This window comes from Streptomyces sp. NPDC001507 (assembly GCF_042894765.1).
Lineage (GTDB): Bacteria > Actinomycetota > Actinomycetes > Streptomycetales > Streptomycetaceae > Streptomyces.
Genome location: NZ_JBIAVV010000004.1, coordinates 17955 through 43563, shown reverse-complemented (window position 1 = coordinate 43563; position 25609 = coordinate 17955). Strand labels below are relative to the sequence as shown.

General features: G+C 70.9%; 19 protein-coding genes. 7 read left to right on the top strand and 12 right to left on the bottom strand.

Translation table 11 applies throughout. The features are described 5' to 3' along the window. Positions 1–83 precede the first annotated feature (83 nt). A complete protein-coding gene (locus ACFY0K_RS14000; protein WP_351961778.1) occupies positions 84–1241 on the top strand; it encodes an acyl-CoA dehydrogenase in 1158 nt (385 codons plus the stop codon). An 86-nt stretch (positions 1242–1327) separates the two neighbouring features. Here ACFY0K_RS14000 and ACFY0K_RS13995 read toward each other — a convergent pair whose 3' ends face one another. After that, complete coding sequence (locus ACFY0K_RS13995) at positions 1328–4126, bottom strand: discoidin domain-containing protein (RefSeq protein ID WP_390640036.1); 2799 nt, start codon at positions 4124–4126, stop codon at positions 1328–1330. A 430-nt stretch (positions 4127–4556) separates the two neighbouring features. Here ACFY0K_RS13995 and ACFY0K_RS13990 point away from each other — a divergent pair, with 430 nt between their 5' ends. Further along, positions 4557–4922, top strand: a complete 366-nt coding sequence (locus tag ACFY0K_RS13990) for a four-helix bundle copper-binding protein (RefSeq protein ID WP_390640035.1) — start codon at positions 4557–4559, stop codon at positions 4920–4922. 78 nt (positions 4923–5000) lie between these two features. Here ACFY0K_RS13990 and ACFY0K_RS13985 read toward each other — a convergent pair whose 3' ends face one another. Then, a complete protein-coding gene (locus ACFY0K_RS13985; protein ID WP_390640034.1) occupies positions 5001–6299 on the bottom strand; it encodes an LCP family protein in 1299 nt (432 codons plus the stop codon). Positions 6300–6418: 119 nt separating this feature from the next. On the opposite strand from ACFY0K_RS13985, the gene ACFY0K_RS13980 reads away from it, so the two are divergent. Then, positions 6419–6967 carry an acyl-CoA thioesterase gene (locus ACFY0K_RS13980; RefSeq protein WP_351961775.1) on the top strand — a complete coding sequence of 183 codons (549 nt, stop codon included), beginning with the start codon at positions 6419–6421 and terminating at the stop codon, positions 6965–6967. Between the two features lie 150 nt (positions 6968–7117). Here the strand turns inward: ACFY0K_RS13980 and ACFY0K_RS13975 are convergent, their stop codons facing one another. Next, positions 7118–8512 carry an LCP family protein gene (locus ACFY0K_RS13975; protein ID WP_390640033.1) on the bottom strand — a complete coding sequence of 465 codons (1395 nt, stop codon included), beginning with the start codon at positions 8510–8512 and terminating at the stop codon, positions 7118–7120. Between the two features lie 249 nt (positions 8513–8761). Here ACFY0K_RS13975 and ACFY0K_RS13970 point away from each other — a divergent pair, with 249 nt between their 5' ends. Beyond that, the gene (locus ACFY0K_RS13970) at positions 8762–9799 is read left to right on the top strand and encodes a glycosyltransferase family 2 protein (protein WP_390640032.1); all 1038 of its coding nucleotides are present in this window, start codon (positions 8762–8764) and stop codon (positions 9797–9799) included. Between the two features lie 18 nt (positions 9800–9817). Here ACFY0K_RS13970 and ACFY0K_RS13965 read toward each other — a convergent pair whose 3' ends face one another. The 5 genes from ACFY0K_RS13965 to ACFY0K_RS13945 all read right to left on the bottom strand — a co-directional run bounded on the left by ACFY0K_RS13965 (position 9818) and on the right by ACFY0K_RS13945 (position 17604). Further along, positions 9818–11425: an LCP family protein gene (locus tag ACFY0K_RS13965; protein ID WP_390640031.1), complete on the bottom strand. Its 1608-nt coding sequence runs from the start codon at positions 11423–11425 to the stop codon at positions 9818–9820. A gap of 126 nt (positions 11426–11551) precedes the next feature. Continuing rightward, entirely contained in the window at positions 11552–13162 is a 1611-nt protein-coding gene (locus ACFY0K_RS13960) for an LCP family protein (protein WP_390640030.1), read from the bottom strand. A gap of 231 nt (positions 13163–13393) precedes the next feature. Next, positions 13394–15109 (bottom strand): LCP family protein, encoded by a 1716-nt coding sequence (locus ACFY0K_RS13955; protein ID WP_390640029.1) that lies wholly within the window; start codon positions 15107–15109, stop codon positions 13394–13396. Positions 15110–15351: 242 nt separating this feature from the next. Beyond that, a complete protein-coding gene (locus tag ACFY0K_RS13950) occupies positions 15352–16476 on the bottom strand; it encodes an LCP family protein (protein WP_390640028.1) in 1125 nt (374 codons plus the stop codon). Between the two features lie 372 nt (positions 16477–16848). Continuing rightward, a complete protein-coding gene (locus ACFY0K_RS13945; protein ID WP_351961769.1) occupies positions 16849–17604 on the bottom strand; it encodes a TIGR03089 family protein in 756 nt (251 codons plus the stop codon). Positions 17605–17733: 129 nt separating this feature from the next. On the opposite strand from ACFY0K_RS13945, the gene ACFY0K_RS13940 reads away from it, so the two are divergent. Then, the gene (locus ACFY0K_RS13940; RefSeq protein WP_390640027.1) at positions 17734–19083 is read left to right on the top strand and encodes a peptidoglycan recognition protein; all 1350 of its coding nucleotides are present in this window, start codon (positions 17734–17736) and stop codon (positions 19081–19083) included. Positions 19084–19245: 162 nt separating this feature from the next. Continuing rightward, positions 19246–20328 (top strand): sugar phosphate nucleotidyltransferase, encoded by a 1083-nt coding sequence (locus ACFY0K_RS13935; protein WP_390640026.1) that lies wholly within the window; start codon positions 19246–19248, stop codon positions 20326–20328. 249 nt (positions 20329–20577) lie between these two features. Here ACFY0K_RS13935 and ACFY0K_RS13930 read toward each other — a convergent pair whose 3' ends face one another. From ACFY0K_RS13930 to ACFY0K_RS13915, 4 genes are all read right to left on the bottom strand, one after another. Continuing rightward, positions 20578–21591, bottom strand: a complete 1014-nt coding sequence (locus tag ACFY0K_RS13930; protein WP_390640025.1) for a DNA-3-methyladenine glycosylase family protein — start codon at positions 21589–21591, stop codon at positions 20578–20580. A 145-nt stretch (positions 21592–21736) separates the two neighbouring features. Continuing rightward, on the bottom strand, positions 21737–23095 hold the full coding sequence (locus ACFY0K_RS13925; protein WP_390640024.1) for a coenzyme F420-0:L-glutamate ligase: 1359 nt from the start codon (positions 23093–23095) through the stop codon (positions 21737–21739). Beyond that, positions 23092–24051, bottom strand: coding sequence for a 2-phospho-L-lactate transferase (cofD, locus tag ACFY0K_RS13920; protein ID WP_351961764.1), 960 nt, complete (start codon positions 24049–24051; stop codon positions 23092–23094). Before cofD ends, ACFY0K_RS13925 begins: the two co-directional genes overlap by 4 nt. 33 nt (positions 24052–24084) lie before the next feature. Continuing rightward, positions 24085–24585: a cysteine dioxygenase gene (locus ACFY0K_RS13915; RefSeq protein ID WP_390640023.1), complete on the bottom strand. Its 501-nt coding sequence runs from the start codon at positions 24583–24585 to the stop codon at positions 24085–24087. Between the two features lie 630 nt (positions 24586–25215). Between ACFY0K_RS13915 and ACFY0K_RS13910 the strand changes: the two genes are divergently transcribed. Then, entirely contained in the window at positions 25216–25479 is a 264-nt protein-coding gene (locus ACFY0K_RS13910; protein WP_003975777.1) for a WhiB family transcriptional regulator, read from the top strand. The last annotated feature ends 130 nt before the right edge of the window (positions 25480–25609 follow it).

Here is a 25609-nt window from a genome sequence, read left to right as displayed (position 1 = left end):
CACCGTTCCGTGGGCCGCGCTCTAAACTTTGAGTTACTTAACAGTAATTAGCGTCAGCACCACTGCGTCTGGAGTGAGAGACCTTGGCCGGATCGGCTGACTTCGACCTGTACCGCCCGTCCGAGGAGCACGACATGCTCCGGGACGTCGTTCGCGCGCTGGTCGAGGCGAAGATCGCCCCGTACGCCGCCGCGGTCGACGAGGAGGCCCGCTTCCCGCAGGAGGCGCTCGACGCCCTGGTCGCCAACGACCTCCAGGCCGTGCACGTCCCCGAGGAGTACGGCGGGGCCGGTGCCGACGCGCTCGCCACGGTCATCGTGATCGAGGAGGTCGCCCGCGCCTGCGTCTCCTCCTCCCTCATCCCGGCCGTGAACAAGCTGGGCTCGCTCCCGGTGATCCTCTCCGGCTCCGAGGACCTCAAGAAGAAGTACCTCACGCCGCTGGCCAAGGGCGACGCGATGTTCTCGTACTGCCTCTCCGAGCCGGAGGCGGGTTCCGACGCGGCCGGTATGAGGACGAAGGCGGTCCGCGACGGCGACCACTACGTCCTCAACGGCGTGAAGCGCTGGATCACCAACGCGGGCGTCTCCGAGTACTACACGGTGATGGCCGTGACCGACCCCGAGAAGCGCTCCAAGGGCATCTCCGCCTTCGTGGTCGAGAAGTCCGACGAGGGCGTCTCCTTCGGCGCGCCGGAGAAGAAGCTCGGCATCAAGGGCTCGCCGACCCGCGAGGTCTACTTCGACAACGTCCGCATTCCCGCCGACCGCATGATCGGCGCCGAGGGCACCGGCTTCGCCACCGCGATGAAGACCCTCGACCACACCCGCATCACCATCGCCGCCCAGGCCCTCGGCGTCGCCCAGGGCGCCCTCGACTACGCCAAGGGCTACGTCCAGGAGCGCAAGCAGTTCGGCAAGCCGATCGCCGACTTCCAGGGCATCCAGTTCATGCTCGCCGACATGGCCATGAAGATCGCCGCCGCCCGCGCCCTCACCTACCAGGCCGCGGCCGCCTCCGAGCGCGGCGACGCCGACCTCACCTTCCAGGGCGCGGCGGCCAAGTGCTTCGCCTCCGACGTCGCCATGGAGGTCACCACGGACGCCGTCCAGCTCCTCGGCGGCTACGGCTACACCCGCGACTACCCCGTCGAGCGCATGATGCGCGACGCGAAGATCACGCAGATCTACGAAGGCACGAACCAGGTCCAGCGCATCGTGATGGCGAGGAACCTGCCGTAGCGGGGTGTGGGCGGGCCGGCTGACCGGTCACCCGGATGCGCGGCCGGTCCGGCCGCGCATCCGGGTGCTCATGGCACTCTCCGGTCCTACCTGCCGCCGTACACCGCGAGCTCGCTGACCGCCATCTGGCCGCCGGTCTGGCCGCCGGAGTTCGGGCGGTCGGCGATGACCCGCACGTAGCGGGCGCTGACGGGCGTGTCCAGCCGGACTCCGGTCGTGCCGCCTGCGCTGTCCGTGCGGTGGGCGACCGTCCAGAACGTCGAGCCGTCGAGGGAGACGTCGATGTGGAAGGCGGTCGCGTACTTGTCGGCGGGCATCACAATGGACACCACGCCGACCGTCCGCGCCTGCTGGAGGTCGACCTGCAGGGTCCACCGGTAGCGGTTGGTGGCCTGCGCGTAGGTCGACGGGTTGCCGTCGTCGCCGAGCGCCGGGGTGGAGTTCGGCTGCATGTCGGCCTGGGTGCCGTCGATGAACAGGGCCTGGGCCGGCGCGTTCAGCGCGGTGTTGCTGCTGCCCGAGGCGGGCGGGGCGTACGCACCGAACTCGCTGATCGCCATCTGGTCCCCGCGCTGGCCCGAGTCGTTCGGCCTGTCGGCGACGACCCGCAGGTAACGGGCGGTCACCGGCGAGGGGAAGGCGACGGGGACGGTCCCCCAGCCGCTGCTGCCGACCGTGCCGACGGTGGTCCAGCTGGTGCCGTCGGTCGAGGCGTCCACGTGGAAGTCGGTGGCGAAGTGCGGCTGGGGCATGCCCACCGTGACGTAGCCCAGGCTCTGCGACTGCTGGAGATCGACCACGAGCTGCCAGCGGAACTGCCCGCTGGCCTGGATGTACGTGGCGGGATCACCGTCCGTGGCGTAGGTGAGCTGGGACTCCGGCTGGAGCTGGGCGGTGCTGCCGTCGACGAACTGCGCCACGGCCGGCTTGTGCGCCGCGAGGTTGGCCGGGGCCGTCCCGGCCGGCGGCGCCGCGATGCCCGCGTACGCCGCTTCGAGGCCGGCGCCCGTCAGCACGGACGCCGGTACGCCCACGCCGGCCGCGGTGACCTGGGTGTTGCCGCTGACGTTGGCGTTGCTGGGGTTGCCGCAGACCCAGTTGGGCGTGGTGTTCTCGAAGTAGTTGCCGGTGAAGGAGAAGTCGCCGTAGGGGGTGGTGGTGCCCTCCTTGCAGCCGCCCATGGAGGAATTGTTGTTGTTGTAGGCGGCGTTGCCGGTCATCGTCACGTACTGGCTGCCGCCGTCGGTGTAGATCGCGAACCCGCCGCCACCGGCGCCTTCGTCGTGTATGACGTTGCCGCTGATGACCAGGCCGTCGGCGAGCGAGGTGCCCTCCTGGCCGAGGACGTAGACGCCGCCGCCGTCGCTGCGCTGCTGCATGTAGTCGTAGACGAGGTTATTGGTGATCTTGTTGCCCGTGCTCTTGGTGGCGGTGCGCCCCCAGCCCCAGTTCGAGCTGATCCCGCTGTAGGGGACGTTGTTGACCTGGTTGTGCGTGATGGTGTCGTTGCGGGTGTAGCCCTGGAAGATGCCGACACCGCCGGTGTACTCGACGGCGACGTTGTGGACCCAGTTGTCGGCAATCGTGTTCCCGGAGGGCATGACGGACACGTCGGCGGGGTCGGCGTCGGTGCCGTTGCCGATCTCGACCCCGTTCGAGGAGATGTCGGTGAAGACGTTCCCGGTGATGGCGGAGTTGGCGACGCCCTGACCCAACTGGAGCCCCGCGGCGCCGAGATGCGTGAACGTGTTGCCGGTGAGCTTCAGCCCGTCGGTGTAGCGGAAGTTCACGTTGCCCGGGGTCATCGTCCAGTTGCCGTACGGGCAGGTGCCCGGGTCGGTGGTGGAGAAGCGGTCGCACGAGCCCTGGTACTGCCAGGCGCTCGCACCGGTGAGGCGCATGTTGGCCTGCACCTCGGAGAAGCCGTCGGCCGTGTTCGGGGTGGTCCAGGCGCCGTACTCGACGGTGATGCCGCTGAGGGAGAGGCCGCGCAGCGGGTTCGCCGCGGTGCCGCTGCCCTGGATCAGGTTCTGCAGGTGCGGTATCTCGGCGTCGGCGGTGCTCATCTGCTGGCCCGGGCGCGGTAGGTAGTAGAGGGTGTGGGCGGGCTTGTCGAGGTAGAACTCACCTGGTCTGTCGAGCAGTTCCCTCGCGTTCTCGACGGTCGTCGGCAGGTCCGCGTTCACGCCGTACTGCTTCTTCGTGGAGTTGTCGAAGCACGCCTGCTTCATCGTCACCGTGGTGCCCGACACCGACGCGACGCCGCAGCGCATCTGCGTCCATTCGACGCCGTACACGAACTCGACGTCGGAGATGTTCCCCCAGCCGGCCAGCGTCGTGTTGGAGGTGGTGTAGCCGGTGGCGGTACGGGTGAAGGTGGTCGCCACCGTGCCGGACGCGCGGTTGGCGCGGACCCCGTCGACGTACAGCTGCCGGGTGTCGGTGCCCGCCGGGACCGAAGCGCTCCACACCCCGCCCGCCCCCTGGGTCCACCCGGTCACCTGCTGCCCGCCGCTGAGCACCGGGTGGGCGCCGGGTGCCGCCTGGTAGCTGACCGTGTGACCGCCGGTCGCGGAGTCCCCCACCGCCGAGTCGAAGAAGAGCGGGGCGTCGAGCTGGTACTTCCCGTCGGCCAGGACGACATCGATGTCAGTGGCCATCGTGCTCGTCGCCGCCCGGACCTTGCTCTGTGCCGTCAGCAGCCCGCACGGCGCCGCGGCCGAGCAGCTGGACCCCGTGCCGTTCGGCGCCACGGAGTAGACGACGGGGTCGGTCGCGGCCGAGACGGGAGCCGCACCCACGGCGACCGCGGCGCCGGTGAGGAGTGCTGTCAGCAGGCCGATGGCCGTCCGGAACGAGGCCGGGCGCTGGAAATGTCGCTGCATGGATGCTCCGAGGCGTCGTTGGTGGAGACGGACATGCCGGCGTCGGCGGGTACGCGGTCCACGCCGTATGTCCCCCAGGAGGAAATGAATGAGGTTCATAACCTCTTTGGGGGACACGGCGAGTCACTATGACAGTGATGTGTCGTGGGGGGAAGACCTCTATCAAATCCCTTCCGGGAGCGGCACTCCGGCACTCCAATGGCCCACCAGTGGCCACCAGTTGCCATAGCCGCACTGAGGGGGCGTCGATGTATGTGCCTGATCAGGGAAGATGAATAAGACTCTTTCCGTGGCCCCGTCCAGCCGAAGGTCTCCCGCTTCGGAGCAGTGGGCAGAGGTGGTGGCCCGGGTGGCGCTACCGGGCGGTCGGGCTTAGGAACGGAAACGTACGGGGCCTGCTGCGGGCCCTCTCCCTTCCCCTGGAGGAGCCATGACCCAGACCGGACCCATGACGGCCATGTCCAAGCAGATGCAGGAGTGCGTCAACATGTGCATGACCACCCACACGATGTGCGAGGAGACCCTGAGCTCCTGCATGTCGATGGAGGGCGGCCAGGCCCACATGCGCATCATGCGCGCGCTCATGGACTGCTCCGAGGCGACCCGCATGTGCGCCGACATGATGATGCGGCGTTCGCCGCTCTCGCCCGAGATGTGTGCGATGTGTGCAAAGGCGTGTGACATGTGCGCCGAGGCGTGTATGTCCATGCCCGACGACCCGCAGCTGAAGCGCTGTGCGGAGGCGTGTCGCCGCTGCGCCGAGATGTGCCGCTCCATGGCGACCATGCCCATGTGACGCTCGTCGCGACCGAGCACGGCGATGGGGAAGGGCCCGGGCCCTTCCCCATGTGGTGCCGCTCGCCGCCGCCCCGGCCTAGTTGCCGCTGACGGTGACCTTCTGGTCGTTCTTCAACTCGTCGACCAGCGTCTTCACCTTCGCCTTGTCCCAGACGAGGTTGCCGCCGGTGGAGCCGGAGACCGGCATGTTCATCGAGGTGCCGTTGCCGCCGTTGACGTCCTTCATCGCGAAGAACATCGACGCCAGGTCCCACAGGCTCATGTCCTTGTCGACGGTGAGGGAGTCCAGGCCCGCGCCGAGGGTGGGGTAGAGCTTGAAGGGGTTCAGGATCGTCGACGGGGTGGCCACCTGGTGGGCCAGGGCGGCCAGGAACTTCTGCTGGTTCTTGGTGCGCTGCAGGTCGGACGCGGCGAAGGCGTGCCGGGTACGGACGAAGGCCAGGGCCTCCTCGCCGTTCAGGGTCTGCTTGCCCGCCTTGAAGTTCGCGCCCGAGTAGCTGTCCTTGAAGCCCTTGTCGATGGTGATCGTGACACCGCCGACCGCGTCCACTATGTCCGCGAAGCCGGCGAAGCCGATCTCCACGTAGTGGTCGATGTGCAGGCCGGTGTTGTACTCGACCGTGCGGACGAGGAGGGTCGGGCCGTCCTCGGCGTAGGCCGCGTTCAGCTTCGTCTGGCGGCCGGTGTTCGGGTAGACCTTGCCGGACGTGGACCCCTTGTAGGAGGGGATCACCACGTTCGAGTCACGGGGGAGCGAGACCAGGGTGTCGCCGTTGTCGCCGACGTGCAGGATCATCATCGAGTCGGTGCGCTGGCCCTCGGCCGACCCCGTGTGCAGCTTCTTCTTCTCGTCTGCCGACATGCCCTTGCGGCTGTCGGAACCGACGATCAGGTAGTTGGTGCCCTTGCCCGCCGCCGGCCGGTCGATCACCTTGGACAGGTCGACGTCCCGGTGCAGCTTGGAGTCGGCCCAGAAGTAGGTCGCGACGGATGTGACGACCAGCACACTCACCACGACGATCGCGGTCCACTTGATCCGCTTGCGCCAGTTGGGAGCCGGACGCGGTTCGCGCTCACGCGTGCCGGAGGGGCCACCGCCCCCCGGGCCGCCGCCGTAGACCTGGCCGGTGTTGTAGCCGCTGTCGAAGCCGTCGTACCCGCCACCGCCGTCGTACCCGTCGTTGTACGACGGCTGCTGCGGGACGCCGGCGTACCCGCCGCCGCCCTGCTGCGGGGCGCCGTACGGCGGCGCCGACGGCTCTCCGCGCCGTACCTGGCGCATCACGCGGGCGCCCTCAGGCTGCGCGCCCGCACTACCGCGGCCGTATTGGTTGCCGCGGTTGCCGTCCGACCATCCCTCGGGCCATTCGTTCATGGGCCCCAGTGTGCAGGCAGCCACTGTGCCTCTTACAAGGGCCGTAGGAAAATCAGGGCACCGCTGTTGCGAACCCGACACAAATTCCGCGATTGCCGCCTCGGCATAAGGTGGGGGCCATGACAGACCAGGCCCCCGAGGCGGAATCCGATATACCCGGCAAGCCGACGTCCGCGTCCCGGACCACGCTGAGCCACATCATGACCCACAGTGACACCAACCTCCTCGGGACGGTGCACGGCGGTGTGATCATGAAGCTCGTGGACGACGCGGCGGGCGCGGTCGCCGGGCGCCACTCGGGCGGTCCCGCCGTCACCGCGTCCATGGACGAGATGGTGTTCCTGGAGCCGGTCCGCGTCGGCGACCTCGTCCACGTCAAGGCCCAGGTCAACTGGACCGGCCGGACGTCGATGGAGGTGGGGGTCCGGGTCCTCGCCGAGCGCTGGAACGAGTCGACCCCCGCCACCCAGGTCGGCTCGGCCTACCTCGTCTTCGCGGCGGTCGACGCGGACGGCAAGCCGCGCCGGGTACCGCCGGTCCTGCCGGAGACGGACCGGGACCGCCGGCGCTACCAGGAGGCCCAGATCAGGCGCACGCACCGGCTGGCGAGGCGCCGGGAGATCCGTGAGCTGCGCGAACGCAGGGTGGCGGAGGGGTACGCGGACTAGGGCGGCGGTCGTCGGCCGGGTGCGGCGCCGTCGTGGCTGGTCGCGCAGTTCCCCGCGCCCCTGAAGGGGCGCACTGCAGCGCCCCTTCTTTTAGGGGCGCGGGGAACTGCGCGACCAGCCCCCACCGGCCGGCAGCCGAAACACGACCCCTCAGCAGACCTTCTCGTCCCCCCGGATGACAGAAGCGGCTCCCTGCGGTGCCGGCTCGTCCACCCGTACCTTCCGCACCGCCCCCTTGAAGTCCGCGCCCACCGTCACCCGCAGCACCGGGCCGAGCCCCGGCACGGCCCGCAGCTCGCTGCCCGGGAGCGCCGCCGCCAGGGACCGGGCCGAGCGGTCCCAGCGCGGGTCGAAGGAGACCACCGTCCGCTTCAGGTCGCGGTGCGCGGCCGCCACCGGCCGGTGGTTCGTCGCGAAGCCCGTCGCCGCCAGCGCCGCGTCCATCCGCCGCGCCACCCCCGCCGTGGCCGTGCCGTTCTCCACCTGCACCCGGATCGTGGCCGGCGCCACCTCCACCGTCGCCGGCGGCGGCCCCTGCGGCTTCGGCGACGCCGCGGGCGCCGGCGCCGGTGCGGGTGCGAGCGGCTGGTCGTCGCGCAGGGACCGGAACAGCCGGTCGGACCCGGCCCGGTCCCACTTCAGCGTCGAGCCGATGCCCTTCACGGGGTACGCCAGCTGCCCGATGGGGACGGTCGTGAACTCGGACGAGGACGGGGAGAAGTTGCGCATCGCCCGGCCGAGGTCCAGCAGCTCGTCCGTGCCGAACCCGGTGTCCGCCCGTACCGACCCCAGCACCGCCCGCGTCACGTCCCGGAACCGGATCGGGTTGAGCAGCACCCCGCTCGACGTCGCCCGCTCGATCAGCGACGCCAGGAACCGCTGCTGCCGCTTCATCCGGCCCAGGTCGCTCGCCGCGTCGATGTGCCGGGCGCGGACGTACTGCAGGGCCTGGCCGCCGCCCAGGGTGTGCGTGCCGGGGGAGAGGTTCAGGCCGGTGTAGGAGTCCTTCAACGGCAGGGCGGTGCAGACCTGGACCCCGCCGAGCACGTCGACGGTCCGCATGAACGTGATGAAGTCGACCTCCAGGTAGTGGTCGATCTTCAGGTGGGTCATGTCCTCGACCGTGCGGACGGTCAGCTGCGGGCCGCCCTCCGCGTAGGCCGCGTTCAGCTTGATGGGGTGGGCCGGGTAGGTGCGGTGCGTCGTCTCGTCCACACGGGCCGGGATCTCGGCGTACGAGTCGCGCGGCAGGCTGACCACGGTGGCCCGCTCCCGGTCCGCCGAGATGTGCACGATCATGATCGTGTCGGTGCAGTGGCAGGGCGCCCCGCCCAGCCGGTACTTGCGCCGCTCCCGTTCGGTGATCTTGTCGCGGCCGTCGGTGCCGACCAGCAGGACGTTCATGCCGTGGCCGGCGGCGGGCCGGTTCTTCATGTCCTTGAAGGGGTCGACCCGGGCGATGTCCGCGTCCAGGCCGGCCATCACCGAGTGTCCGATCCCGGCCGACGCCAGCACCACCACCGAGAGTGTGGTGACCGCCCGCATGGCCCAGCGCGGCCGCCGGGGCCTTGCGGGTCGTACCGGCGGCCGCGGGGCCTGACGGGTGGGCTGCGGTCTGCGCTCCGGCGGGGCGGGCCGGGCGGGGGACCGGGGCGGGCTGGCGGACAAAGGACACCTCCGGACGAGGCCGTACGTGGGATCCGTGAGCACGGTAGGCCGATACGACCTTCAGCCCGCGGTACCGCCGATGCGGCGCGCACCGGTGTCCCCCGTTCGCGGTAACGTGAGCCTCCTATGAACGCCAAGCCCGACGTGCGGCACCCCGCAGTCTCTGTGATCATGCCCGTCCTCGACGAGGAGCGGCATCTGCGCGGGGCCGTCCAAGCGATCCTCGCGCAGGAGTACGCCGGCGAGCTGGAGGTCGTCATCGCCCTCGGTCCGTCCAGGGACCGCACGGACGAGATCGCCGCCGCGCTCGTGGCCGAGGACCCGCGCGTGCACACCGTCCCGAACCCGACCGGGCGCACCCCGGCCGCGCTGAACGCCGCGATCAAGGCCTCCCGGCACCCGATCGTGGTCCGCGTCGACGGCCACGGCATGCTCTCGCCGAACTACATCGCCACCGCGGTGCGGCTCCTGGAGGAGACCGGCGCGATGAACGTCGGCGGCATCATGCACGCCGAGGGCGAGAACGACTGGGAGCACGCGGTCGCGGCGGCCATGACCTCGAAGATCGGCGTCGGGAACGCGGCCTTCCACACGGGCGGGCAGGCCGGTCCCGCCGAGACGGTCTACCTCGGTGTCTTCCGGCGCGAGGCGCTGGAGCAACAGGGTGGCTACAACGAGGAGTTCATCCGCGCCCAGGACTGGGAGCTGAACTTCCGGATCCGCGAGGCCGGCGGGCTGATCTGGTTCTCGCCGGAGCTGAAGGTGTCGTACCGGCCGCGGCCGAGCGTGCGGGCGCTCGCCAAGCAGTACAAGGACTACGGCCGTTGGCGGCACGTCGTCGCCCGCTACCACGAGGGCTCCATCAACCTGCGCTACCTCGCCCCGCCGGTGGCGGTGTGCGCGATAGCCGCGGGGATCGTCGTCGGGGCGCTGGTCACCCCGTTCGGCCTCGTGGTCCCGGGCGGCTATCTCGCGGCGATCGTCGCCGGGTCACTCCCGGCCGGCAAGGGGCTGCCGCTGAAGGCACGGCTGCGGATTCCGGTCGCCCTCGCCACCATGCACATGTCGTGGGGGTACGGCTTCCTGACCAGCCCCAGGTCGCTGGCGAAGCGGGTCATCGCGTCCCGCCGGCCCGCGGTGCTCAGCCCGTCCGCCACGAACTGAGCACCGGCATCCCGGGCTTCACCAGGTGTAGTCCGGGTCGACGTGCATGCACGCCGTGGTGTCCGCGGCGTTGAGGGCGTTCGCCGACTCCGGGGTGGTGTCGTCGTCGGCGGTGTACTTGCTGCCCGAGCGCCAGTCGGCGCCGACGACCAGCGTGACGCCGTCGACGGCGGTGGACTTCTTCACCTGGCCGGTGGGGATGCCCAGGACCTTCGCGACCCGCTGGGCGTCGCCCGCGAGGTCCGCGCTCGGATAGCGCACCAGCGTCCGGTCCTCGCTCAGCGGCGCCGAGGTGTCGGCCGCCGCCTTCGTGAAGCCCTTGCCGACGAGCAGTTCGGTGACGGCGGCGGCCCGGCCGGTGACCGCGGACCCGGTGCCGCTCTCCGTGCCGTTCTGCACCTGTACGGCGATCCTGTCGTCGGCGGCCGCCTTGTCGGTGACCTGCGTCGTGGCCGTCGTCGTCTTCTTCTTGTCCTTGCCGTCCAGCGCGACGTCCTCGCGGACCAGCCGCCACAGCTTGGCCGCGTCGGTGGGCTTGGGCAGGACGCGGTTGCCGTCGGAGGAGTACACGAACGGCATCGTCGTCATGGTGATGCGGTCGGTGGGGACCTTCTTCAGCTCCTTGCTCAGGTCGTAGAGCTTGGTGACCGAGCCGAGGCCGGTGTCGACCGTGAGCGCCTTGGTGGCGGTCTCGGCGAGCCCCAGGAGCTTGTCGGGGTTGGAGAGGGTGGCGTTGGAGCGCAGCCGGCGGACCATCGAGTTCATGTACATGTGCTGGGCCTTGGTCCGGGCAATGTCGCTGCCGTCCTCGAAGCCGTAGCGGGTGCGCAGCCACTGCAGGGCCTGCTTGCCCTTGACGGAGGTGGTGCCCTTCTTCAGCTTCAGACCGGAGCCGTGGCCGGTGGAGGTGTGCGAGTAGATGTTGGCGTCCACGCACACCGGCACCCCGCCGATCGCGTCCGCCATGGACACCACGCCCGAGAAGTCGACCATCATGAAGTGGTCGATGTGGATGCCGGTGAGCTTCTCCCAGGTGGCCACCGTGCAGCCGGGACCGCCGCGTTCCAGCGAGGCGTTGGTCATCGTGTCGTCGGTGGCCGCGTACACCTTGCCGGTCTTGGCGTCGGTGCACTTGGGGATGTCCACCAAGGTGTCGCGGGGCATGGACACCACCGACATGTTGGTGCGGTCGGCCGACACATGCAGCAGCATCTGGACGTCGGCGCGGGCCGCGGTCCCGATGTCCCGGGCGCCGCCCAGCTTCTGGTTCTCTGCGGTGTCCCGGGCGTCGGAGCCGATCAGCAGGATGTTCAGCGGGGTCTGACCGGCCGCGTTCGCCTTTGCCTTCGTGGCGCGGTCCTTGGCGTCCCCGATGTTCAGGGACTCCTTCTTGATGTTGCCGTTGAGGTGCTCGTAGTACAGGTACCCGGCGGTGGCGGTGCCGGCCAGGGCCAGCGTCAGGACCGAGGCCGACCAGCGCACGACCCGGCGTCTGCGGCGCCTGCGGTCCCCGCTCTCCGCCCCGCGTCTGCTCCGCCGGGCCCCGCCGTCCCGGGGCTCGAGAGACGTGGTGTCCTCGACCGACACCACGTCGGACACCTCCCCCCGCACACTGCTGCGCACCACCTTGCCCGCCCTCCCGCTCGCACCCGCCACCGCACCCGGAACTCCCGGGCACCGGGGCACGGCGGCAGTGTCATGCAGAGGTTTAGGAGTCAGCTGTGCCTGCCTGTGCGGACCTGTGTGCTCCCGCTACCAGCGATAGGGCGCGTACACGTCCATGCACTGCTTGGTGTCCGAACCGTTGATCGCGTCGGTGTTCTCCGGCAGGTCACCGGCCTTCGGTGCGGACTGCTTCGGGTACGCCGTCCCCTCCCGCCAGTCGGCGCCGACGACGAGCGTGACCCCTGACACATCGGTGGTCTGCTGCACCTGGCTCGTGGGGATGCCCAGCGCCTTGGCGGCCGCCTGGGCGTCGCCCTCCAGGTCCGCGCTCGGGTACTGGACCACCGTCTTCTCCACCGACTCCGCGGCTCCCGAGGTGTCCGCCGCCGCCCTGGTGTAGCCCTTGGCGGCCAGCTCCTGGGCGAGCGTCCGGGCCCGGCCGGGGACCGCGGCCTCGGTGGCGGTACCGGTGGCGTTGCGCACCTGCACGCCGAGGCTGCCCGCGGAGACGGACGGCTCCTTGGTGGGCTGGGTGCTCGCCGTGGTCTTCTTCTTGTCCTTCTCGGCGCCGCCGTTCTTGTCGAACGCCACGTCGTCGCGGAGCATCTGCCACATCTTGTCGGCGTTGGCGGTGTCCGGTACGAGGTGGTCCTTGTTCTGCGGGTCCTGGAGGTTCGGCATCGTGAGCGAGGTGATGCGGTCCGTCGGTACCGACTTGAGCTGCATGCCCAGGTCGTAGAGCTTCTTCGGGGTGCCGATCTCCTCGGAGACCGTCAGCGACTTGGTGGCCGCCTCGGCCAGGTCCATCAGCCTGCCGGTGTCGGTGAAGACGTTCTGCCCCTTCAGCGTCCGGATCATCGAGTTCAGGTACATGTGCTGGGCCTTGGCCCGCAGCGGGTCGCTGCCCCAGGCGTGCCGGGTGCGCAGCCACTGCAGGGCCTGCTCGCCCTTCACCTTGTGCGTGCCGGCCGTCATCTTCAGCCCGGAGCCGCCGGACACCGCGGCCGTCGGCCGGTCCCACACGTTCTGGTTCACACAGACGTCGACGCCGCCGATGGCGTCCGCCATCTTCACCACGCCCGCGAAGTCGATCGTGATCCAGTGGTCGATGTAGACCCCGGTGAGGTTCTCCCAGGTGGCCAGCGTGCAGCCGGCGCCGCCGCGGGCCAGCGACTCGTTGATGATGGTGTTGGTCGCCGGGTACACCTTGCCGGTCTTCGGGTCCGTGCACTTGGGAATGTCGACGCGGGTGTCCCGGGGGATGCTCACCATCGCCGCGCTCTTCCGGTCCGCCGACAGGTGGATCAGCATCTGCACGTCGCCGAGCGGCGGGCTGCCCCGGTCGTACTTGGCGCCGCCGAGCTTCACGTTCTCGTCGGAGTTACGGCTGTCGGAACCGATCAGCAGGATGTTCAGCGGCGTCTGACCGGCCGCGTTGGCCGCCGTCTTGCGCGCCTTGGCGTCGCCGATGTCGCGCCGGCCCTTCTGGATGTTGCCGTTCAGGTGCTGGTAGTAGAGGTAGCCGGCGCCGGCCGTACCGAGGATCACCACCGACAGCACGGTCGCCGACCAGCGCAGCACCCGCCGGCCGCGCTTCCCCCGGCCGCCGTTCGGGCCGCCCCTGCGAGACCCGCCGCCGGTGCCGCCAGGCGCGCCTGGTGCCTTCGGTGCCCTGTGTGCCTTCGGTGCGAGGGACATCGTGTCCTCGACCGCAGGCACCTCCCCCCGCACATCGCTCTGCGTCAACGCCCTGCCCTCCCCACCCTGCGCCCTGCGCGCACGGGCCCGCCGCCACGCCCCCCCGTCGGACGTCACACGGACCACACGGGTCCGCCCCGCGCCCGGTTAGACGCGTGACGGACCCATAGGGTTACCTGCTTATTCGCTGTTACTTGACGCACGCGCGGCGTAACTCACCGTTGCACCGACCTACTTGGCGCAGGTCACCTTGTCCGCCGTCGTCTTGCTGTCCACGTCCGGCGCCTTCGTCGGAGTGGTGAGGGAGACCCCCGCCCCCTGGAAGTCCTTGCCCAGGGTCAGGGTGATCGCGGGCAGGCCCTGGGAGTTGACCACGCTCTTGCCGGGCTTCATGGCCGACCCGGACAGCCCCATGAGACTGGCCAGTTCGCGCGCCTGATCGGCCTGGTCGGGCGCGTACTCCAGGGTGGTCTTGCTGAGTTCGGCGTCCGCGTTGCCGGCGTTCTCCGACTTGAGGACGCCCTCCTGGTTCTGCAGCCAGCTGAGGGTCTCCTGGGCGCTGCCGGGCGGGGCCCCGCCGTTGAGGATCCGCACCCGCACCGCGGAGGCCGCGGACTTGCTGCCCTCCAGGCGGGCGGCGGCCGCGTCCTTGCCGGCCTGCGCCTGCTTCTTCTTGACGGCCGTGAAGGAGACGTCGTCCTTGATCGCCTGGAAGACGGCGGGGGCCTTCGTCTCGTTGAGCACGACGGTCGCCTTCACCTTCTCCGCCGGGTTGTCCAGCACCGGGATGGTGGTGAAGGTCAGGTTCTTCGGGTTGAGCTTGCCGAGCTCCAGACCGAGGTCCTTCAGCTTGCCGATGCTGTCCAGCTGGGAGTCGACGGTGAGCGCCTTGGTGCCGACCTCGGCCAGCTTCAGCAGCTTGGTCGGGCTGGTGAGCGTCGAGTTGGAGCTGAGCTTGCGCATCAGGGCGCTCAGGAACTGCTGCTGGAGCTGGATCCGGCTCAGGTCACCGCCGAAGCCGACCGAGTGCCGGGTGCGCACGAACGCCAGCGCGGTCTCGCCGGAGATCTTGTGGGTGCCCTTGGACAGCTTCAGATGCGACTGCTTGTCGTCGATGTCCTTGCCGAGGCAGACCTCGACGCCGTCGACCGCGTCGGTCAGCGTCTTGACCGCGTTGAAGTCGGCCACCATGAAGTTGTCGGCCTGGATCCCGGTCAGCTCGGTCACCGTGCGCACGGTGCAGCTGGCCGTACGGCCGTCCTGGCCGAGGCTGGTGTTGAACCGGACGTTCTCGGTGCCCGCGATGACCTTCTCGCTCCCGTCCGACTGCTGCGTCTGGCAGTCGGGCACGTCGACGATGAGGTCGCGCGGGATGCTCAACGCGGTGGCGTTCGAGCGGTCCTTGGAGATGTGCAGCAGGATCGTGGTGTCGGCGTGCCCGACGCTGCCGGCGTCGCCGTAGCCCTCGTTGCCCGAGCCCGTCCGCTTGTCGGTGCCGATGATCAGCAGGTTGATGGCCTTGTCCTTGCTGAAGCCACCGGTGCTCGCGCCGTCGTCGGAGACGGACGTGATGTTGTCGTTGAGGTGCTTGATGTACAGGTAGCCGGCGGCCGAGGCGGCGACCAGCACGAAGGCCATCGTCCCGCCGGTCCAGAGCAGGACCTTCTTGGCCTTCGACTTCCTCTTCACCGGCTGCCGCCGCGAGCGCCGCCCCGCCGGCGGCTCGGGCTCGGCGCGCCGCCTGCGCTGCCCCGGGATCTCCGGTCCCGCGGTCTCCCGGGTGCCACGCGCGCCGGCGCCCGGCGAGTCCGGCCTGCGCGGTCCGGGCACCGGCGACTGCGGTGCGGAAGGCGTCAGTCGCAGTTCGTATTCACCGGTGTTCGGATTGAGCACCCACTGGTCTGCGGGATCGATGTTGTCCGCCCGCCCACGGCCTTGCGCGTCCACGGTTGTCCGAATCCTCCGTCGGGGCCACGCGGCGCCTTCCCCCCACCAAGACGCTCGGTCACGTTTCGCGGTGCGCGACCCCAGGACGGACCTCGCGGCCGGATGCACCGGAGCGCTCACACTATCCGCCCAGTTCAGCGTCGAGTGACGCCAGTGACAAATTCATCCTCCCTACAACCGGGCAATCCATCTCATTTAACTGACAACGAACAGCACGGAAGTTCGCCGCCTTGGCGCGTGCTTTACTCGCACCTGTCCTCGGCGGCGGTGTTGCCGCGAAACGCGGACGCCGAGGAGTCCCCGGCGGAGGAAGCGCTCTTCCTGGCGACCTTCACCGGCCGGTCCGCCCGCAGCAGCGTGAACAGCGCGTCGGCCTTGCCCGCCACCAGCTGGTCCCGGTTGGAGTCGTACACATAAGGTTCCCGCGGCACGGTGAGGAACTGCACCTGGTCGGTCGGGACGTCCCGCAACCCGCGGACCAGCTGGTACAGCCCGCGCAGACTGGCCAGCTCCGGATCGGTGGTGAGCGCGGACGTCGCGGCGTCCAGCAGCGGGTAGAGCTTCGCCGGATTCAGCAGTACGTCACTGCTCTGCACCTTGTTGACGAGCGCCCCGAGAAACTGCTGCTGGCGGTCCATCCGCCCGGTGTCACTGCCGTCCCCGAGCGACTTGCGCACCCGCACGTACCCCAGAGCCTGCTCCCCGTCGAGGGTGACCCGTCCGGCGGGCAGCCGCAGCTTCGCCGCCTTGTCGTCGATCGGCTTCTTCAGGCACACCGGAACCCCGTCGATCGCGTCGACCATGTCCTTGAACCCGCTGAAGTCGACGACGACATGGTGATCGATCCGGATGTCCGTGAGCTTCTCCACGGTACGGATGGTGCAGGCCGAACCCCCCATCTCGAAGGCCGAGTTGAACAACGTGAACGAGGGCTCGGTGCGCCGCCCGTCCGCGCGCAGGCAGCCGGGCACGTGCACCATCAGGTCCCGGGGCAGCGAGACCGCGGTGGCGCTGCGCCGGTCGCGGGCGAGGTGCAGCAGGATGGTCGTGTCGGAGCGTTCGGTGCCCGAGTCCTTGCCGTAGCGGCCGTTGCCGCCCCCGGCGCGGGTGTCCGACCCGATGAGCAGGATGTTCTGCGCGCCCCGCACCAGCGCGGTGGGCCGCTCCCGCTCGTACCGGGCGAGCTCGGCCTCGGCCGCCTCGTCGGCGGTGATGTTGTGGCTCAGCTTGGCGTACAGCGCCCAGCCGCCGCCGACGGCCCCGACCAGCACCACGCCGACCCCGAGCGCCACCCCCCGCACCCAACGCCGACGCCGCCGCCGGGCAAGCCCGGACCCGGTGGCGGATGCCCCTACGACGTCGGTCACTCCTCAACAGTGCCTTGCGACGAGAGCCGAAGCCGGGGTAACTGGTCCACGCGGGTGAGCGGTCCCACCGAGGGGTGGCGGGGGGTGATGCGGGTGGCTGACCCTGCCGGGGGGCGACAGGGCGCAGCGGCGGACAACTGACCTCGTGAAGCGGCCGGCTGCTGGCCGGGGGTGCCTGGTCTTGCCAAAGGGGGCGGCTGGTTGCTGGCCGGGGGTGCCTGGTCTTGTTAAGGGGGCGGCCGGTTGCTGGCTGGGGTGCCTGGTCTTGTTAAGGGGGTGGCCGGCTGCTGACGGGGGTGCCTGGTCCGACCTTTTTGGGGGCGCGGGGAACTGCGCGAACGGCCCCCACCCAGTCGCAGCCGAAACGCCACCTCAGCGAGCGGAAGCCGTAACCCGCTCACTCTCGATCCGCTTCGCGACCCCTTCCTCCCCCAGCTCCCCCAGATGCCGGCACAGCACCACCGACCCCCCCACCGCGAGCGGCGCGTACAACCCCGCGCTCAGCCCCTCCCACGTGTCGTACCCCAGCCCCGACAGCAACCTCGACCCCGGCCCGGTCAGATCCAGCCCCGCCGCGTCCCCGAGCGCCCGCTCCACGACCTCGGCGCCACTCAGCTCCGCCCCCGCGACGATCAGCGCGGGCTCCTCCGGATCCACCGGGGAGAACGGCACGAACCGGTCCCCCTGACTCGGCACCTCGACGGCATAGTCGACGAACCCCTCCGGCACCCGCGGGAACCGCCCGCCCAGCGGCCGCAGCGCGAGAGCGACCCGCTCCCCCCGGCACGCCCGCGCCGCCTCCAGCGAGTCCGGACCGCTGACGACCACGTCGGCCGCCGCCGGCTCCCCGGCCACGTCGGCGATCGCACCCACCGACGAACAGGCCAGCAGCCATACAGCCGTCTGCCAGTGCGCGGGCAGCAGCAGGGCGACCCGGTCGCCCGGCCCCGCCGCGAGATCGGTCTGCAACAGATTCGCCGTCTTCGCCACCCAATTGGCGAAGGTGGCCACGGACAATTCGACGCGTTCGCCCGTCGCGTCGTCGTAGAAGGTCACCAGGGGGCGTCCGGGATCCGCGGCGAGCGCGGAACGCAGCAGGTCGGCAGGGGTGCGATCGGTGGCGTTCACCCGCGCAAGGGTACGCCGCGCCCGGCGCCCGCACCGGCCGGCGGGGCCACCGGTTCGGCGTAGCGGTTGCCGACGGGCCGTCAGTTCCCCAATGGGCACTTTCATCTGACTGTGTTCAAGATCGGGGGCATGCGTGGATTCCTGACTTGCTCGATCGGCGTCACCTGCGCGGCGGCCCTCACCCTCCCGCCGGCCGTGCTGAACGTGCCGTCCGCGGTCGCCGCACCCGCGGACCGGGCCACGACGACCACTGCCCGCTCCGACACCACGGCCCTCTCCGGCAGCACCCAGTCGCTGCCCCTCACCCCCCGCACCCGCGAGCGAGTCCTCGGCCAGGCCCCCGAACAGGGCGCGTACCGCACCGACCTGCGGCGTTTCTCACTCGTCGGCGTCATCTGGGACAAGCCCGGAACCGAACTGCTCGGCCAGGTCCAGGTCCGCACCCGGTCCGCCGCCACCGGCGACTGGTCGGGCTGGCAGGACGTCGACACGCACAACGCCGACCACGGTGCCGACCCGGACACGGCGGAGGCCGCCTCCGGCCGGGTGCACGGCGCCACCGCACCTCTGTGGGTGGGCGCCTCGGACGGAGTCGACGTACGCGTACGCGCCAAGGCCGGCCCCGGCCCCGGCGTCGGACGCGACCTGCTCCCGGCCGGCCTGCGCCTCGAACTCGTCGACCCCGGCGACGAGGCCCCCTCCGAGGGCCTGCCCGGTGACAGCCCGCGCACCGACACCGGGGCCGACTCGGCGGCCGCGGTCAACGCCGACCTCGTGTCCTTCGCCGCCACCGAGATCCCCGCGCTCAGCCGGGCGGACACCGAACGCGAACTGCGCGAGCTCAACGGCGGCACCGCCCCGGTCGCGAAGCCGCACATCGGACCGCGCCCGAGGATCGTCACCCGCCGCGGCTGGGGCGCCGACGAGTCGCTGCGCGAGAAGGGGTTCGTCTACACGGGGAAGGTCAAGGCGGCCTTCGTCCACCACACCGACTCCGGCAACGGTTACCGCTGCTCCGACGCCCCGTCCGTCATCCGCAGTATCTACCGCTACCACGTCGTGAGCATGGGCTGGCGGGACATCGGCTACAACTTCCTCGTCGACAAGTGCGGAACCATCTACGAGGGCCGCGCCGGGGGAGCGGCGAAGGCCGTCAGGGGCGCCCACACCCTCGGGTTCAACAACAACAGCACGGGTATCGCGGTGATCGGCACCTTCGGTTCGCACAAGCCGCCCGCGGCCGCCGTGACCGGCATCGCCAAGCTCACCGCGTGGAAACTCGGGCTCTCCGGGGCCAATCCGAAGGGAAAGACATATCTGAAGTCCGGGGGTGGCAATCTCTACCCAAAGGGGAAGAACGTACGACTGAACGTGATCTCCGGCCACAGGGACGGGTACGCCACCGACTGCCCAGGCGCCAAGCTCTACGCCAAGCTCGGCTCGGCCCGGACCAGCTCCGCGCACCTTCAGGGGCGCTGAGTACGGGGCCGGCGGTCGACGCCGTCGGGGGCAGTCGGGGGAAAACCGCACAGCCATGCCGCGTGACACCGCGCGGCCGTCGAAGGCGCCGTCGCACGGTCTGCATACACTGGCCGGCCCACACAGAGTTCGGCCGGTCCCGGCAGGAAGCAGAGACGACAGGTGACAGAAGCGATCCTCCTGGTCGGCGGCAAAGGCACCCGGCTGCGCCCGCTCACGGTCAACACGCCCAAGCCGATGGTCCCGGCGGCCGGCGTGCCGTTCCTGACGCACCAGCTGGCCAGAGCCAGAGCGGCGGGCGTGGAGCACATCGTCCTCGCGACGAGCTACCTGGCAGAGGTCTTCGAACCGTACTTCGGCGACGGCGCGGCACTCGGCCTGCACATCGAGTACGTCACCGAGGAGGAACCCCTCGGCACCGGCGGCGCGATCCGCAACGTGGCCGCCCGCCTCCACTCCGGCCCCGACGACCCGGTCCTGATCTTCAACGGCGACATCCTGACGGGTCTGGACATCCGCGCCCTGGTGGCCGCGCACGAGGCGACGTCCGCCGACGTCTCCCTGCACCTCACGAAGGTGACGGACCCGCGGGCGTACGGCCTCGTCCCCACCGACGGGACCGGCCGCGTCCTCGCCTTCCTGGAGAAGCCGCAGACGCCCGAGGAGATCGTCACCGACCAGATCAACGCGGGGGCGTACGTCTTCCGCCGCTCGGTCATCGACACGATCCCGGCGGGCCGCCCGGTGTCGGTGGAGCGGGAGACCTTCCCGGAGCTCCTGGCGGCCGGTGCCCACCTGCAGGGCATGGTCGACTCCACGTACTGGCTCGACCTCGGCACGCCCGCGGCCTTCGTCCGCGGCTCGGCGGACCTCGTCCTCGGCCGCGCCCCGTCCCCGGCGGTCCCCGGCCGCTGCGGCGACCGCCTCGTCCTCCCCACGGCCCGGGTCGCCGCGGACGCCAAGCTGACGGGCGGCACGGTGGTGGGCGAGGGCGCGTTCGTGGCGGAGGGCGCGCGGGTCTTCGGCTCGACGATCCTCCCGGGCGCCGTGATCGAACCCGGCGCCGTCATCACCGACTCCCTCATCGGCAACCGCGCCCGCGTCGGCGAGCGCTCGATCCTCACCGGCACGGTGATCGGCGACGGCGCGGTCATCGGCGCCGACAACGAACTGCGCGACGGCGCGCGGGTGTGGTGCGACGCGATGATCCCGGCGGGGGCGGTGCGGTTCTCTTCGGACCGGTAGCTGTGCGGCGGGGTCCGGGGTGCCGTCCACGGGGGCTGCGCCCCCGGACCCCATGGGGAAGTCGTTCCCCTGCGGGCGCGTGGGGGCGGGTCGCGCAGTTCCTCCCCCAGCCTTCGGCCGGGGGGACCCCCAGTGCCCCTTACGGGGCTGCATAGCCGCGGGCAGTCGTGCCGCTGGGGCGGCACGGGTGGACCCCCAGCCAGCGCCGGTAAGCGTCCCCACCCTCCGGCCCCAGCCCACCCGCACGGCTCACAACCGGCCGATATCCCCCCTCGTCATCCGCGGTGCCCGCCGCGCCGGTGTATGCCCGCTCAGCAGGATCAACCGAGCCGCCCGATGCCGCTGCCCGGCATACGGCTCCAGCAACCGCAGCATCACCTCGTCGTCGGCATGCCGGTCCCCGGCCAGCGCGAACCCGACGATCCCCGGCAGGTGCAGGTCCCCGACCGTCACCGCGTCCGCCGCCCCGTGACTGCGCTGCACGGTCTCCGCCGACGTCCACGGCCCGATCCCCGGCACCACCTCCAGCCGCGCCTGCGCCGCCTCCGCCGCCATCCCCATGGCCTGCTCCAGGCGTGCGGCGACCCGCACCGCCCGCAGGATCGTCGAGGCCCGCTTGTCGTCGACCCCGGCCTTGTGCCACTCCCAGGAAGGGATCAGCGCCCAGGTGCGCGGCGCCGGCATCACCCACATCGGCCGCTCGCCGACCCCCGCCGGGCCCGGCGCGCGCTCCCCGAACCTGCGTACCAGCAACCGCCAGGCCCGGTACGCCTCGTCGGTGGTGACCTTCTGCTCCAGGACCGACGGGATCAACGACTCCAGCACCAGCCCGGTCCGCGTCAGCCGCAGCCCCGGCCGCCGGTGCCGGGCCGCCGCCACGACCCGGTGCCGGGGCACGAACGCGGACGGGTCGTCGGCGGCACCGAGCATGTCCGGCAACTGCTCCAGCAGCCACTCGGCCCCCGGCCCCCAGGCCTCCCCGCGCACCTCACCGCCGTACCCGGCGACTCGCAGCGTCCCCGGCCCGGCGGGCGTCAGACTGGCCCGCCACACGGACCCGTCCCGGGTGGCCCTGAACGTCGGATCCCCGGGCCCCCGCCGCAGCGGCCCCAGCACGAGCCCCAGATCAAGAACCCCTTCCGGCTTCCAGACCCGCACCCGCCCCGCCGCGACAGCCTGCCGCGGAAGACCGCCGGCAGGCACGACGACCTGCCCACCCCGCACCGTCGTGCGCGTGGGCCCAGAACCAAACCGACCAGCCATCCAAAGAATCCTAGGCCTCAAGCGCCCCGTCTTCCGGGGGCGCTGGGGGTACCGCCGAAGGCTGGGGGAGGAACTGCGCGATCAACCCCCACAACCTGTACTCGCCGACGAACCGACGGCCCCCGAACCGAGGGCGCACAGCAGCTCACCGCACTTCGATAAACGCCCCCGCCTCCCTCTCAGCCCTGGCCCGCGGCTCCTCCGCCGCCTTCCCCACCGCGACCGCCCCCATCGGATCCCACTCGGCCGGCAGCGCGAGCGCATCCCGCACCACGTCCCGGCAGAACATCGTCGACGACACCCACGCCGACCCGAGCTGCTCCCCGGCCAGCGCGACCAGCAGGTTCTGCACCGCTGCCCCCGCCGCCACCACGAACATCTCCCGTTCGGCCGCGTCCCGCCGCGCGTCCCCGTAGGTGTGCGACCCGTCCGTCACGAGGCAGGGCACGACCAGGTAGGGCGCGTTCCGCAGCACGTCCCCGCGCCGTACCCGCTTCGCGATGGACTCCTCCGACTTGCCGTCCTTCCTCAGGTCGGCGATCCACGCGTCCCGCATCGCGTCCAGCAGCCGGACGCGCGACCCGGCCGACTCCAGCAGCACGAACCGCCACGGCGTCGTGTGGTGCGGCGCCGGCGCGGTCACGGCCGCGGCGACCGCCCGCCGCACCGCCCCGGGGTCGACGGGCTCGTCGGTGAACGCCCGCACCGTCCGCCGCAGCGTCACCGCCTCCCGGACCGCCTCGGACGTGCCGAGCCGGAACATGTCGCTGCCCGCGTCCCGGACCAGCGCCCGCGCGCCGTCCCCGTCGTCGCCGGCGTCGGCCACGACATGGGCGAGGCCCCGCACCACGGCGACCGGCATCCCCGTCGCCTTGCCCTTCACCAGGTCGCCGGCGGCGGCCAGTTCGTCGGCGGTGGCGACGACCGTCGCGACCAGCGGGTTGCCGTACGCGTCCACGCCCCCGCGCAGGTCGTCGAGCACCTCCACGCCGGCGGCGCCGATGGTGACGTCCGTGAGCCCCGCGCGCCAGGGTCGCCCGAAGGTGTCCGTGACGACGACGCCGACGTTGACGCCCAGCGCGTCCCGCAGGCCCGCGCGGACGGCGCGGGCCGAGGCGTCGGGATCCTCGGGCAGCAACAGCACGGTCCCGGCTGGGGTGTTGGACGCGTCCACGCCCGCCGCGGCCATGACCAGGCCCTGCCGGTTCTCCACGATCCGCAGGGTCCCGCGCCGGGCCACCACCCGCACCGTCTCGGCGTCGATCGCCGCCTCCCGGTCGGCAGCCTCGACGATCCGTCCCTCGGCCTTGGAGACGATCTTGGAGGTGACGATCACCACGTCCCCGTCGGCCAGTCCCGGCTCGGCCGCGGCGATCAGCTTCGCCAGGTCGTCGCCCTGCTGGACCTCGGGGATCCCGGGCAGCGCCCACACCCGGTACGCGGGCACCGCGTCGGCCGCGTCGGCCGTGCCGGTCGGACCGGCCGTGTCGATCGCGTCGGTCATGCCCCGCGCACCTCCTCGGCCAGCGCCAGCGCCTCGCGGGCCATCTGCGCGGCCGCGTCCAGGTCGGTCATCATCAGCGGTACGGCCCGGCAGCGGATGCCGGCCGCCGCCACGCGCGCGACGCTGCCCGCGTCCACGGAGTCGACGAGCCAGCCGTCCAGCAGCCCGGAGCCGTAGTGCTCGGCCACCGCCGCCGCCGTCGACTCCACGCCCACCGCCGCGAGCACCTTGTCGGCCATGCCGCGCACCGGCGCGTCCCCGACGATGGGGGAGAGGCCCACCACCGGCACCCCGGCGTCAGCGATGGCCTCCCGGATGCCGGGCACCGCGAGGATCGTGCCCACCGAGACCACCGGGTTGGACGGCGGGAAGAGGATCACGTCCGCCTCGGCGATCGCCTCCAGGACGCCGGGCGCGGGCTTGGACTGCTCGGCGCCGACCGGGACGACCGCCTCGGCGGGAACGCCCGCCCGCAGCCGCACCCAGTACTCCTGGAAGTGCACGGCCTTGCGCTCGCCGTCGACCTCGACGGCGACGTGGGTCTCGACCCGGTCGTCGGTCATCGGGATCAGCTTCACGCCCGGCTTCCAGCGGTCGCACAGCGCCTCGGTGACCGCGCTCAGCGGATACCCGGCGCCCAGCATCTGGGTGCGCACGATGTGCGTCGCGAAGTCCCGGTCGCCGAGCCCGAACCAGTCCGGCCCCACCCCGTAGGCGGCGAGCTCCTCCTTGAGGTGGAAGGTCTCGTCGGCCCGCCCCCAGCCCTGCTCCTCGTTGATACCGCCACCGAGGGTGTACATCACCGTGTCGAGGTCCGGACAGACCTTCAGCCCGAAGAGGTGGATGTCGTCCCCGGTGTTGCCGATGACGGTCACGTCGGCGTCCGGCACGGCCTGCTTGAGACCGCGCAGGAACCGGGCACCGCCGATGCCGCCTGCCAGAACCACAATGCGCATGCGCCAAGTCTTGCAGGCGGGTCCGACAACGCGTCACGCAGTCACGGGACGGGCCTCGCAGGCGGCGGCCGCGGCCGTGTGCATCGGCATCTCGGTCAGCCCCGGGTAGTAGACGTGCAGGCTCACCGCGGGCTCCAGGGCGTCGTTGACGACCTCGTGCGCGTACCCCGGCGCGAACACCCGTTGCGCGCCGGCGCCCAGCGCGCGCGTGCCGCGCTCGGTGCGTTCGGTGAGCGCGCCCTCCAGGACGGTCAGCACGCCGGAGGAGCGGCCGTGGTCGTGCAGCCCGCTGCCCTGCCCGGGCACCCAGGACAGCAGCCACACCTCGTAGCCGGGGCCGGTGCGCAGCCGGTGGTACCAGCGGCTCGTCGCGTCGTACCGGACGAGGTGCTCCCACTGCGCGCGGTCCGCGGCGATCGCACGGGCCAGGCCGACGAACTCGGCCACGGTGACCGGGTGCTCGCGCGGGGGCTGCAGCAGGTGCGTGACTTCGAGGATGTCGCCGGCGATCTGGAGGTCGTTGTCGCTGTTCATGGGGGTGCGGTGGTTCCTCAGTGAAGGCGGTCAGCGGGGAACGAAATGCGAAGACCGAGTCCGGGGACTCGGTCAGCAGCTGGAGCGGGAGCGGCCGGATGCGGCTACGGCCACGGCTCAACAGCTGGAACAGCAACAGCTACAGCGAGCCCGGGCAGCACCGTGGGACCCGGCGGTGCGGGTCGAGGTGAGTGCCAAGTTCGCGAGCATGCCCACAAGGACATCGGTTCACACCTCCTGTGTCAACTCGACGCCCGGTATGTGGGACACGGTTCACCTCATCCGGTTCACCTCGCTGCCGAAAGGTTTGCTCACCGGGCACCCGGGACACATGGCGCACAACCGGGCGCGCGAGCCACTTCGGAACGCGATCGAACATCTGGGCGTCCTTCTCCGTACAAGCTCTGTATGGGGTCGGAGGCCCCGAGCGGGGCCTCGTCTGCATGTCAAGGTTTATGCCGATTTGAACACTTTCCGCACGGCCTTGGTTCCGCAGAGTGAATAACGGGCCCAATAGCAGATCTCGGCTTGACTCGCCCGGAGCAGCACACTTGTAATTTCACTCGTGTCGTTCAGCCGAAATCGGTAACGGCCGGGCACGGGGACGTGAAAGACAGACGAGGGGCGCACATGACCGAGCTGGTGCAGCAACTGCTGGTCGACGACGCGGACGAGGAACTCGGCTGGCAGGAGCGCGCGCTGTGCGCCCAGACCGACCCCGAGTCCTTCTTTCCCGAGAAGGGCGGCTCCACCAGAGAGGCCAAGAAGGTCTGCCTCGCCTGCGAGGTGCGCTCCGAGTGCCTCGAGTACGCCCTCGCCAACGACGAGCGGTTCGGTATCTGGGGCGGACTCTCCGAGCGGGAGCGCCGCCGCCTCAAGAAGGCCGCCGTCTGACCCGCGGTGGCTGCCGTCCGAAGCGGACGTCCACACAACGCACACATCCGAGCTGCGCGAACGGCCCGTCGCCCGTGGGTTATCCACAGGCGGCGGGCCGTCGACATGCCCAGCCGATAGTGTGGGCGTT

Coding starts and splice junctions, on each gene's coding strand:
- ACFY0K_RS13995 (WP_390640036.1), bottom strand. CDS start 4,126: ATGCAGCGACATTTCCAGCGCCCGGCCTCGTTCCGGACGGCCATCGGC.
- ACFY0K_RS13990 (WP_390640035.1), top strand. CDS start 4,557: ATGACCCAGACCGGACCCATGACGGCCATGTCCAAGCAGATGCAGGAG.
- ACFY0K_RS13985 (WP_390640034.1), bottom strand. CDS start 6,299: ATGAACGAATGGCCCGAGGGATGGTCGGACGGCAACCGCGGCAACCAA.
- ACFY0K_RS13980 (WP_351961775.1), top strand. CDS start 6,419: ATGACAGACCAGGCCCCCGAGGCGGAATCCGATATACCCGGCAAGCCG.
- ACFY0K_RS13975 (WP_390640033.1), bottom strand. CDS start 8,512: ATGCGGGCGGTCACCACACTCTCGGTGGTGGTGCTGGCGTCGGCCGGG.
- ACFY0K_RS13970 (WP_390640032.1), top strand. CDS start 8,762: ATGAACGCCAAGCCCGACGTGCGGCACCCCGCAGTCTCTGTGATCATG.
- ACFY0K_RS13960 (WP_390640030.1), bottom strand. CDS start 13,162: ATGTCCCTCGCACCGAAGGCACACAGGGCACCGAAGGCACCAGGCGCG.
- ACFY0K_RS13940 (WP_390640027.1), top strand. CDS start 17,734: ATGCGTGGATTCCTGACTTGCTCGATCGGCGTCACCTGCGCGGCGGCC.
- ACFY0K_RS13930 (WP_390640025.1), bottom strand. CDS start 21,591: ATGGCTGGTCGGTTTGGTTCTGGGCCCACGCGCACGACGGTGCGGGGT.
- ACFY0K_RS13925 (WP_390640024.1), bottom strand. CDS start 23,095: ATGACCGACGCGATCGACACGGCCGGTCCGACCGGCACGGCCGACGCG.
- cofD (WP_351961764.1), bottom strand. CDS start 24,051: ATGCGCATTGTGGTTCTGGCAGGCGGCATCGGCGGTGCCCGGTTCCTG.
- ACFY0K_RS13915 (WP_390640023.1), bottom strand. CDS start 24,585: ATGAACAGCGACAACGACCTCCAGATCGCCGGCGACATCCTCGAAGTC.
- ACFY0K_RS13910 (WP_003975777.1), top strand. CDS start 25,216: ATGACCGAGCTGGTGCAGCAACTGCTGGTCGACGACGCGGACGAGGAA.